Below are 7,922 nucleotides of genomic sequence, written 5' to 3' on the forward strand. Positions count from 1 at the left end.
CTCAATTAGGCGTGTAATTGTGAGCGCACAGATTAATATGTAGCTCAAACATAAGTGGAATCAGTCGGCGTGGAAAGTCAGTGGAATGTATTTTATGCAGCTATATGAAGGACTTCGGGGATGTCGCGGTCATCACGGAAGGTTTTTACGGCTGATGGCGCTCGACTGCTCAATTACGCTTCGAACGACAATACGAGCGATTTTTGCAAATAGAAAAACACACACCAAACTATGACCATAACCACACTCCACGCACTCAAATCCCTCTCCGAACTCGCCCTCGCTGTACCTGCCGAGGAGCCGTTGGTCGTTTACGATTCCGTCGCCATTCTCGCCACGCAACTCGCCCTGGCGTCGCCACCGCCTTTGGAGGGCGGCGATCTGCAGGCGCTCGCCGCCACGGCCGCCGTCACGGCCGAGGCCATCCGCGCGGCAGATCGATGCGCGCTGGATTTCCGTCATCTGCTGGGAGGGGGCGAAGAATGAAACCTGCCACCCATGCAAAAGGTTCGCCGCGGGCCGGCGCCGCATCTCGCTCCCCGGAAGCGGGCGGGAGTGGTCTCGCGAACTTCCAGGCGCACGCGCTTTTTCCGGGACAGACGTAGGTCCGCGTGCGGGATGTGGCCCAGGCGCTCGGCATTACCGATCAGCAAGTCGTCGATCTCATTGAGGAGTATCGCGATACCGACGGCGAAACGGGACTCGCGGCGGTCAACGTCGCGAGCGGTTTGCGCAGCCGCTTGAACGCCTGCGGCAGCAAGACGCCGCGTTGCTATTGGCGCATTCCGGTGGCGGCTTTCGACGCCTTCGTCCAGGCGCGCAAAAACAATCAACCGGTCCGCCTCGCACGACGCGCGGCCACCCCTGACACCCACGCATCATGAACCTCGACGAGACAGACTTGAAACTCCTGCACGACATCGCGAACCGGCGGGCGCTCTTGCAAGCGCCGCGCGCGCCGATGTTGCTCGGCACGCTCGCAGCCACCATGCGGCGGCGTCACGAATTGATGGCGGAACTGGCGCGACTGGAAGAGCAGTGGCTCAACCGCGGCCTGGCCGGCGCCGGCCTGCCGCCCATCGCGACACATTCTGCGGAGCCCGCGGCGCCCATGACTCAACGGAAAGCGCGGGCCTGGAGCGGCCCGGAAACCCACCACTTCAAAAATCATGCGCGAAGATCTTCCCGCCCGCGAATTGCAAGACCTGCGGCCCGTCCCGAGTGACGGAGAAATCAGCATGCACTGGGCTCGATCGGTGAACCGGGCATACACCGCGTGGTTGCTCGAACGAGACCTGCTCGGCTCCGTTTGGGAATACCGTTATCCGGGAGTCCCTGTTCCCGGTGGCAGCGAACCGGAGAAAAAGGAAGCCGCACCTTCAGGAAAGGCGGACGCACTATGATCGGCGAAAGACTGGAACTTCTCGAGGAACGAGCAATGGCGACGGCGTATCCGACGACGGAGTTGCCTCCGGCGGAAGACGGGTTGAACGATCCAAGACCGGCGGGCATTGCGCCGGAGGATCGTCCGGTGCGCATCCGTGTCACACCGCAGGGCGTGAAGCTCGCGTTCTTCCACGGCTCGCGATCGATGCCGCCCTTCAAGCTCACCATTCCCTACGCGCAGTGGGCGCAGATGGTGCAACTCATAGCCTACCCGCCGCCGGGCGTGGAGGGATTCGAGGCGTTCGTCGGCTTTACGCCGGAGGCGCTGGCGCTGCATCGGATCGATGCGGTGCCGGTGGGTGGCGAAGTAGCCAATGACGAATGACCAATGCGTCGACAACCAAATAAACAGAACCAGAAACCCAAGTGAAAAATATGAACAACCGCAAGAAAATCAGCCTGGCAAATCGTGTCCTGATCCTCGGGGAAAAGGCCCGCGCACTCTATCAGAAAAAAGACGACTTCTTCACCCAACTCCTGGTCGGCTGCCGCGCCGGCGAGGTGATCGAGACGAAGAGCGGACGATTCGAGATCGTCGATAACTTTGCCGCCCGCAACGTGAGCTTCCGGCCCGCCAGCTTCCACCGTTATGAGCTCAAGGAAGTGAAGACCGCGAAGCTCCCGAAGAAGCCGGTGGTCTCGCCGGCGGAAGAAGCGGCGCCTCCCGTGCGCGCGGAGGGCCCGGTGGACCAGGTCGCCGCGGCCTGACGGAGACAACCGCGCCGCTCCGCGCCCCGGGGCGATTTCGCGCCCGTCGCCGGTTTATATATTTGCGGCTCGGTATGCGTTGGCGTTTAATGCGGAAAATGTTTTCCGTCACCATTCTCGGCAGCGGCAGCGCGGGCAATTGCGCCCTCGTGGAGACCCCGCAGACGCGTTTGCTCGTGGACGGCGGACTTAGCGCGCGGCAGATCGTGCTGCGGCTCGCGCAGTGCGGAGTGAACCCGCTGGAAATCGATGGCGTGCTGCTCACCCACGAGCACGGCGATCATTCGGGCGCGCTCGATGTGTGGTGCAAGCAATTCTCGACCCCGATCTATTGCAACCGCCTCACGGCGGAGGTGCTCCAGCGCGAATCGTCGGCGCAAGCGCGCAAGGACTGGCGACTCTTTATCACGGGCAGCGCGTTTGCAATCAAGGATATCACCGTGGAAACTTTTCCCGTGCCCCATGATGCGGTCGAGCCGGTGGGATTTGTGCTGCATCATGGCGACGAAGCGCTCGGGGTGCTGACCGATCTCGGTGTGGCGACCAAGCTCGTGCAGGAGCGGGTGCGCGCGGCGCAGACGCTGCTCATCGAGACAAATCACGACGAGAAGCTGCTGCAAAACGACACCAAGCGGCCTTGGAGCGTGAAGCAGCGAATCATGTCGCGTCACGGCCATCTCTCCAACACCGCGGCGGCGGAGGTGCTGGCCGATTTGCTGGACGGTCGGTTGCGGCGTGCCGTGCTCGGGCATCTGAGCCGCGATTGCAACAGCCCGGAGCTGGCCGTCGGCACCGTGCGGGCGCGACTCGACGCGAGAGGCGGCACCGCCGTGGAAGTGCTGTGTGCCGGACAGCGCGAGATCAGCGCCCGGCTGGCGGTGGCAGCGATGTGCACAGTGTGATGCCCTCCGTTTCAAGGACGGCGATCAGCCGCGCGTAGTCGATCTCGCTGGGCTCGGCGCCGGGGTGAAAGTAGAACTCGCTCACGCTGTCGGGCAGTGCCTGCAGAATGCGAATACCGATTTCCGTGGTCATCCGGCCCGTATCGCGCAGGCCGAAGGTGTGATCGGTGAACGTGAGGGAGTATTGTCGGAGGGTGCGAATAGCGGCGCCGCTGAGCCATTGGAAAATCTGTGAGAGCGGCGCCCACGAACCCGGTTCGCGCACGAGGCGCAGGGCGTGGAAGCCATGCGCCACGGCCACCGGCAGGGCGAGCCGGAGGATGGTGGGATGGAGATGCAGATGGGCGTGGCCGTCCCAATAGGTGGGCAGGCACCCGAGCGTCCGGAACCGCTCGAATTGGGCGCGGATCTCCTGCAGGAGCGCTCCGGCGAGCGATGAACCGAAGGCGTAGCGCAGGCCGGCCCGCGCGGGCGACACGACGAATTCACCGGCCTCATTGGTGATCGCCGAGACAGTCGAGGCCTGCCCGTCGCACAGCGTCAGATGCAGCCCCACGCACAAGCCGGGGTGGCGTTGCGCGATACGCACGGCTTCCTCCGCGCACGGTTCGTTGACCATGAGGCTCGCCTGCGTGAGGAACCCCGCGGCATGGCTGCGCTCGATGGCTTCGTTGACTTCGTGGCTGCGACCGAAGTCGTCGCCGGTGACGATGAGATGTTTCAATTTGCGCGCGGCCCCGGCAAGCTGCCGGTGTCGCGATGACGATTTGCACTTTCTTCCCACCGTTGCACAAGCCATGAGCGGACTCATCCCGGGCAGGAATGGCTGGTTCCTGATCGTGCTCGGGGCGGGCGTACTTTACGATGTGCTCGCCAGCATCGCCCTCCGGCATTGGTTGCGGGACCCCGCGCCTCGATGCACGGACCCGATCGTACCCATCACGTTTTTCCGTCCGCTGAAACGTGGCGTGCCGCGGCTGCGCGAAAAACTGGAAGCACTGGTCGCGTCGAGTCTCGCTGGCGATCAGATCCTCTTCGGTGTCGATCCGGATACGGAGGAGGAAGCACTCTGCGCGGAAGTGCAGCGTGCTTTTCCGCAGCGGGATATTGCGGTGGTTCGCTGCGCGCCGGGCGCAGCGGTGAATCCGAAGATCTCGAAGGTTGTGCAAATGGAAGCGCCGGCGCGCCACGCCGCGTGGTTGCTCAGCGACAGCGAAGTCATCTTCGACCCGGAATTCGTGGACGCCTTTCGCCGCGAGTGGCAGGCGGAGGCCGGCGCCGCGCTCACGGCGGCGTATCGTTTCGCGAATACTGTTTCGGGACCGCAGTGCTGCGATGCGCTGGCGGTCCTGTTGGGCCTCTGGCCAGGGCTGGCCCTCGTGCGGCGATTTGGAGACGTGAAGTTCACGCTGGGCGCTTGCACGTTGGTGCGGCGTGATGGCCTCGCCGAAGTCGGTGGATGGCGGGCGTTCGGCGATATGCTGGCGGAGGATCATCAACTCGGAGCCGCGCTGGCGAAGGCCGGCCAGAGAATCCGTCTGAGCCGGCAAATTGCGACGCTGGATAGCGATGCGATGTCGTGGACCGATTATTGGCGGCATCAGCGCCGCGTGGCAGTGACCTATCGCGCGGCCAGCCCGGTGGGATTCGCTGGGATGGTCATCACGCAGGGCCTCGTCTGGTGCCTCGTCGCCTGTTTGATCTGGCCACCGGAATCGTCGGTTCTCATCGTGTTTTCAGGCGCGGTACTGATCCGCACTTGGAGACTGCAAGGGATGGCGGGGGCGCTGAAATTCCATTTTCCCTGGCCATGGATTTGGATGGGATTGCCCCCCTCCAGTGTGATGGAAACGGTGTGCTGGGTGCTGAGTTGGCTTTCTTCCCGCGTCTGGTGGAGCGGACGCTGGTGGCGCGTCGGGATCCGCGGGGCACTCTCGCCGGTACCGAGTCGATTTAAGGTGCCTTAAGCCGCCTTAAGGTGATTTAAGGTGCGAGTTTTTTTCCGGAAGGCCATGACCGCTTTCGACGCCTGGGCGCGGCGTTCCGCCTTGCCCCGCCCGAATGACCGCCCCGCCTACCCCTCCAGCGCGATCTGTTGCTCGATGTCGCGCAAACGATGCTCGGCGTTGGCGGCGTGCCGGGTGCCGGGCATGCTCTCGACGATCTGCAGGAGCAGCGCGCGCGCACTGCGGGCGTCGTGCTGGTATTTCCAATACACGTCGACGAGCCGTGAACTAAGAAAGGCGGCATCCTCGGGCGACCATTCGCGTTGCAACGCCTGCTCCAGGGTGGCCGACGCACCGAGGGCATCGTCGAGATGTTCGCAGCTGATTTTGGCGACCTCACTGTAGGAGAGCGTGTCGGCGGGATCCTTCTCGATGAGCTGCCGATACTCCTCGACCGCCGCTTCGTAATCGCCACGCGCCAGCGCGGCGGCGGCGGCGGAGTGCGGATCCTTCTCGATCTCCTGGCTGGGCTGAAAAAAGAAATTACCCACGGCGTCGCCGATGCGCGGCATGATCATGACGACCACGAGAATGGCCATGGTCCCGCCCACCAGGACGGTCCCCGCGAAGAGCATCACGACCTTGCTGGGATCGACATCCGGATTTTTGCTGGCGATGCGAGCCTCGTGAAAGAGCACGAAGCAGAGGTAGGCAAGGCCAAGGAAGATGAGCAGGCGGGGGAGTGCACGCATAACGATCGAGGGGCCGGCAAGGACGCTAGGCCCATAGCCACCCCCTTGACAAGCCATGAACGCACCCCCATTTCGGGCCGATGCGCTCCCGAGGCCGGAAAAAACACTTGTCAACCGCGCCGCCCGCGACAGATTCTCGCTTGGCTTCGCGGGTATAGCTTAGTGGTAAAGTTCCAGTCTTCCAAACTGGCCATGCGGGTTCGATTCCCGCTACCCGCTCCATACCTGTCCCTATCGGGGTTCACCTCCGCGGGCTGCTGAGCTCTAATGTCAGGCGCTTCCTTCCGTCTCTCGCAAATGAATCCGCCGAGCATTGTCCGGAGTTGCTGCTCTTTGCGAGCTGCTCGAGATTCCAGAACACTTTCGGATCGATTCATTCTCCAAATCACGCTGTGCTGGGCTTGGAATGAAGGCCGAGACCGAGCACTTCGCGGCGAAGTAGCCGGGCTAGTTGCTTGCGGCTGCCGCGCCGGAAGGCTGGGGCACTGAAGGTGATCTTCGTGCCATGGCACTTGGGGTGGCCGCGACTGATTGCCGCGGCGGTCAAAGTGCAGCCGAGGTCGACCACGGGTTGGAAAAGCGCGGACGTAAATTGGCCGGGCGTGGCATTGTTGTGACTACGGCGACATTCGGGAAAGATGACGACGAGCAGACGGCGGTGTTGGACGGCGCGTTGAATCATGAAGTTCACGCGAACCGCATCGTGCCGTTGGCGATCGACGAAGATGGTTCCAGCGAGCCGGGCGAGAAGTCCGATGAACGGCCACCTGCGCACATCCGCCCCGGCGACGAAAACGCATGGACGGACGGCCGCGAGTAGGATGGCGCCGCGAATTCCTGTGAAATTGGCGGCGACTACACCGGACACGGGAACGTACCCGTGGTGGTTCAGGCGCCAGCCGAGCACGCCGCGCGTGACGCGACTCCAGCGGTGCAGCCACGCGGCGCGCGCGCCGGCCAACGCCGTGCCTGTGGGAGCAGCGGCCACGGGCTGCCACAGGCCGTCCGCGAGGGCGAACGGATACAGTATCGCGAGGACGGCAAAGCGAAGAATCAAGCCGCAACCGCGCGCGAAGGTTCGCGCTGCGAGGCTCAGGGACAGTGATGGCTGGTTTCCAAGCAGCGACGCCGGTGGCGCGCCGATCGCGTTCACGACAGCGCCTCAGCAGGTTCGAGGGTGCGGGCCAGTGTGGGGCTCCCGGCGGCGGGCCGGGGCGGCTCTTTGATACTCTCCAGGCAGCGCACGGCGAGCGCGGTCCAGCCGGTTTGATGGCTGGCCCCGCAACCGCGGCCGGTGTCGGCGTGGAAATATTCGTAGAAGAGGGCGAGTTCGTTCCAGTGCGGGCTCGTGCTGTAACGCGCATCGGCGCCGTGGCAGGGGCGTGCGCCGTGTTCATTGGGAAGGAAGAGCCGGGCGTGGCGGCGCGAGAGTTCGCGAGCGACTTCTTTCAGGTTTAGCATGGTGCCTGAGCCGACGGGGCATTCGACTTTCAGGCCGTCGCCGTAGAAATGATGGTAGCGTTCCAGCGCCTCGATGATGAGGTAATTGATCGGGAACCAGATCGGGCCGCGCCAGTTCGAGTTGCCGCCGAAGAGGTAGGTGTTGCCTTCGCCCGGCGTGTAATCGACGCGATGCTCGTCGTTGCCCACGCGGAAGACGTACGGCTGGTCCTTGTGAACCCGCGACACGGAGCGCAGGCCGAAGGGCGACAGGAATTCCGTTTCATCGAGCATGTAGCGCAGGGTGCGCTCGAGGCGCTCGCGTGAGGGAATGGCGAGAATGCGGTGTTCGTGATGTGCGCAGGGATTGCACATGGTGATGCTCGCCGCGAGGTCGGGGCGATGATCGATGAACCACTTCATGCGCTTGGCGAAGCCCGGCAGTTTGTCGATGTGCTCCTGCTCGAGCACTTCCACGGCGATGAGTGGGAGCAGGCCGACGAGCGAGCGCGTGCAGAGCGGGATGCTTTGTCCATTGAGCTTGAGCTGGTCGTAGTAGAAGCCGTCGGCATCGTTCCAGAGGCCGTTGCCGCCGAGATGATTGATGGAGTCGGCGATGTGGACGAAGTGCTCGAAGAATTTCGAGGCCATGTCTTCGTAGACAGGATTGTGCTGGGCGAGCTCCAGGGCCATGGAGAGCATGGTGAGGCAGTAGAAGGCCATCCACG

Annotated in this window: 10 protein-coding genes, 1 tRNA gene and 1 pseudogene; 8 read left to right on the top strand and 4 right to left on the bottom strand. The window is 63.4% G+C overall.

Annotated elements, in window-relative coordinates; genetic code table 11:
- Positions 1-231: 231 nt before the first annotated feature.
- The 6 genes from ABJF10_RS27030 (at position 232) to ABJF10_RS27055 (ending at position 3,056) form a co-directional block, all read left to right on the top strand.
- Positions 232-486 (top strand): hypothetical protein, encoded by a 255-nt coding sequence (locus ABJF10_RS27030; RefSeq protein WP_348547738.1) that lies wholly within the window; start codon positions 232-234, stop codon positions 484-486.
- Positions 487-611: 125 nt separating this feature from the next.
- Positions 612-884: a hypothetical protein gene (locus ABJF10_RS27035; protein WP_348547739.1), complete on the top strand. Its 273-nt coding sequence runs from the start codon at positions 612-614 to the stop codon at positions 882-884.
- Positions 881-1,225, top strand: coding sequence for a hypothetical protein (locus ABJF10_RS27040; RefSeq protein WP_348547740.1), 345 nt, complete (start codon positions 881-883; stop codon positions 1,223-1,225). The genes ABJF10_RS27035 and ABJF10_RS27040 overlap by 4 nt, the downstream gene beginning before the upstream one ends.
- Positions 1,226-1,399: 174 nt before the next feature.
- On the top strand, positions 1,400-1,771 hold the full coding sequence (locus ABJF10_RS27045) for a hypothetical protein (RefSeq protein WP_348547741.1): 372 nt from the start codon (positions 1,400-1,402) through the stop codon (positions 1,769-1,771).
- Between the two features lie 50 nt (positions 1,772-1,821).
- A complete protein-coding gene (locus ABJF10_RS27050) occupies positions 1,822-2,154 on the top strand; it encodes a hypothetical protein (protein WP_348547742.1) in 333 nt (110 codons plus the stop codon).
- 98 nt (positions 2,155-2,252) lie between these two features.
- On the top strand, positions 2,253-3,056 hold the full coding sequence (locus ABJF10_RS27055; protein ID WP_348547743.1) for an MBL fold metallo-hydrolase: 804 nt from the start codon (positions 2,253-2,255) through the stop codon (positions 3,054-3,056).
- Here the strand turns inward: ABJF10_RS27055 and ABJF10_RS27060 are convergent.
- Positions 3,016-3,780, bottom strand: coding sequence for a ChbG/HpnK family deacetylase (locus tag ABJF10_RS27060; protein ID WP_348547744.1), 765 nt, complete (start codon positions 3,778-3,780; stop codon positions 3,016-3,018). The two genes, ABJF10_RS27055 and ABJF10_RS27060, sit on opposite strands and share 41 nt — an antisense overlap.
- A 73-nt stretch (positions 3,781-3,853) precedes the next feature.
- Here ABJF10_RS27060 and ABJF10_RS27065 point away from each other — a divergent pair, with 73 nt between their 5' ends.
- Positions 3,854-5,023: a glycosyltransferase gene (locus ABJF10_RS27065; RefSeq protein WP_348547745.1), complete on the top strand. Its 1,170-nt coding sequence runs from the start codon at positions 3,854-3,856 to the stop codon at positions 5,021-5,023.
- A gap of 107 nt (positions 5,024-5,130) precedes the next feature.
- On the opposite strand, the gene ABJF10_RS27070 is transcribed toward ABJF10_RS27065, so the two are convergent.
- Positions 5,131-5,754, bottom strand: a complete 624-nt coding sequence (locus tag ABJF10_RS27070) for a hypothetical protein (RefSeq protein WP_348547746.1) — start codon at positions 5,752-5,754, stop codon at positions 5,131-5,133.
- A gap of 148 nt (positions 5,755-5,902) precedes the next feature.
- On the opposite strand from ABJF10_RS27070, the gene ABJF10_RS27075 reads away from it, so the two are divergent.
- Positions 5,903-5,976: transfer RNA gene (locus ABJF10_RS27075), tRNA-Gly, on the top strand.
- Between the two features lie 163 nt (positions 5,977-6,139).
- Here ABJF10_RS27075 and ABJF10_RS27080 read toward each other — a convergent pair.
- On the bottom strand, positions 6,140-6,907 hold the full coding sequence (locus tag ABJF10_RS27080) for a 1-acyl-sn-glycerol-3-phosphate acyltransferase (protein WP_348547747.1): 768 nt from the start codon (positions 6,905-6,907) through the stop codon (positions 6,140-6,142).
- Positions 6,904-7,922: pseudogene (locus ABJF10_RS27085) on the bottom strand (glucosidase); the annotation flags it as partial. The pseudogene ABJF10_RS27085 and the gene ABJF10_RS27080, both read right to left, overlap by 4 nt.

The organism is Chthoniobacter sp., assembly GCF_040003245.1.
In the GTDB taxonomy this organism is placed as follows: domain Bacteria; phylum Verrucomicrobiota; class Verrucomicrobiia; order Chthoniobacterales; family Chthoniobacteraceae; genus Chthoniobacter.

Coding starts and splice junctions, on each gene's coding strand:
- ABJF10_RS27055 (WP_348547743.1), top strand. CDS start 2,253: ATGTTTTCCGTCACCATTCTCGGCAGCGGCAGCGCGGGCAATTGCGCC.
- ABJF10_RS27050 (WP_348547742.1), top strand. CDS start 1,822: ATGAACAACCGCAAGAAAATCAGCCTGGCAAATCGTGTCCTGATCCTC.
- ABJF10_RS27070 (WP_348547746.1), bottom strand. CDS start 5,754: ATGCGTGCACTCCCCCGCCTGCTCATCTTCCTTGGCCTTGCCTACCTC.
- ABJF10_RS27030 (WP_348547738.1), top strand. CDS start 232: ATGACCATAACCACACTCCACGCACTCAAATCCCTCTCCGAACTCGCC.
- ABJF10_RS27065 (WP_348547745.1), top strand. CDS start 3,854: ATGAGCGGACTCATCCCGGGCAGGAATGGCTGGTTCCTGATCGTGCTC.
- ABJF10_RS27040 (WP_348547740.1), top strand. CDS start 881: ATGAACCTCGACGAGACAGACTTGAAACTCCTGCACGACATCGCGAAC.
- ABJF10_RS27045 (WP_348547741.1), top strand. CDS start 1,400: ATGATCGGCGAAAGACTGGAACTTCTCGAGGAACGAGCAATGGCGACG.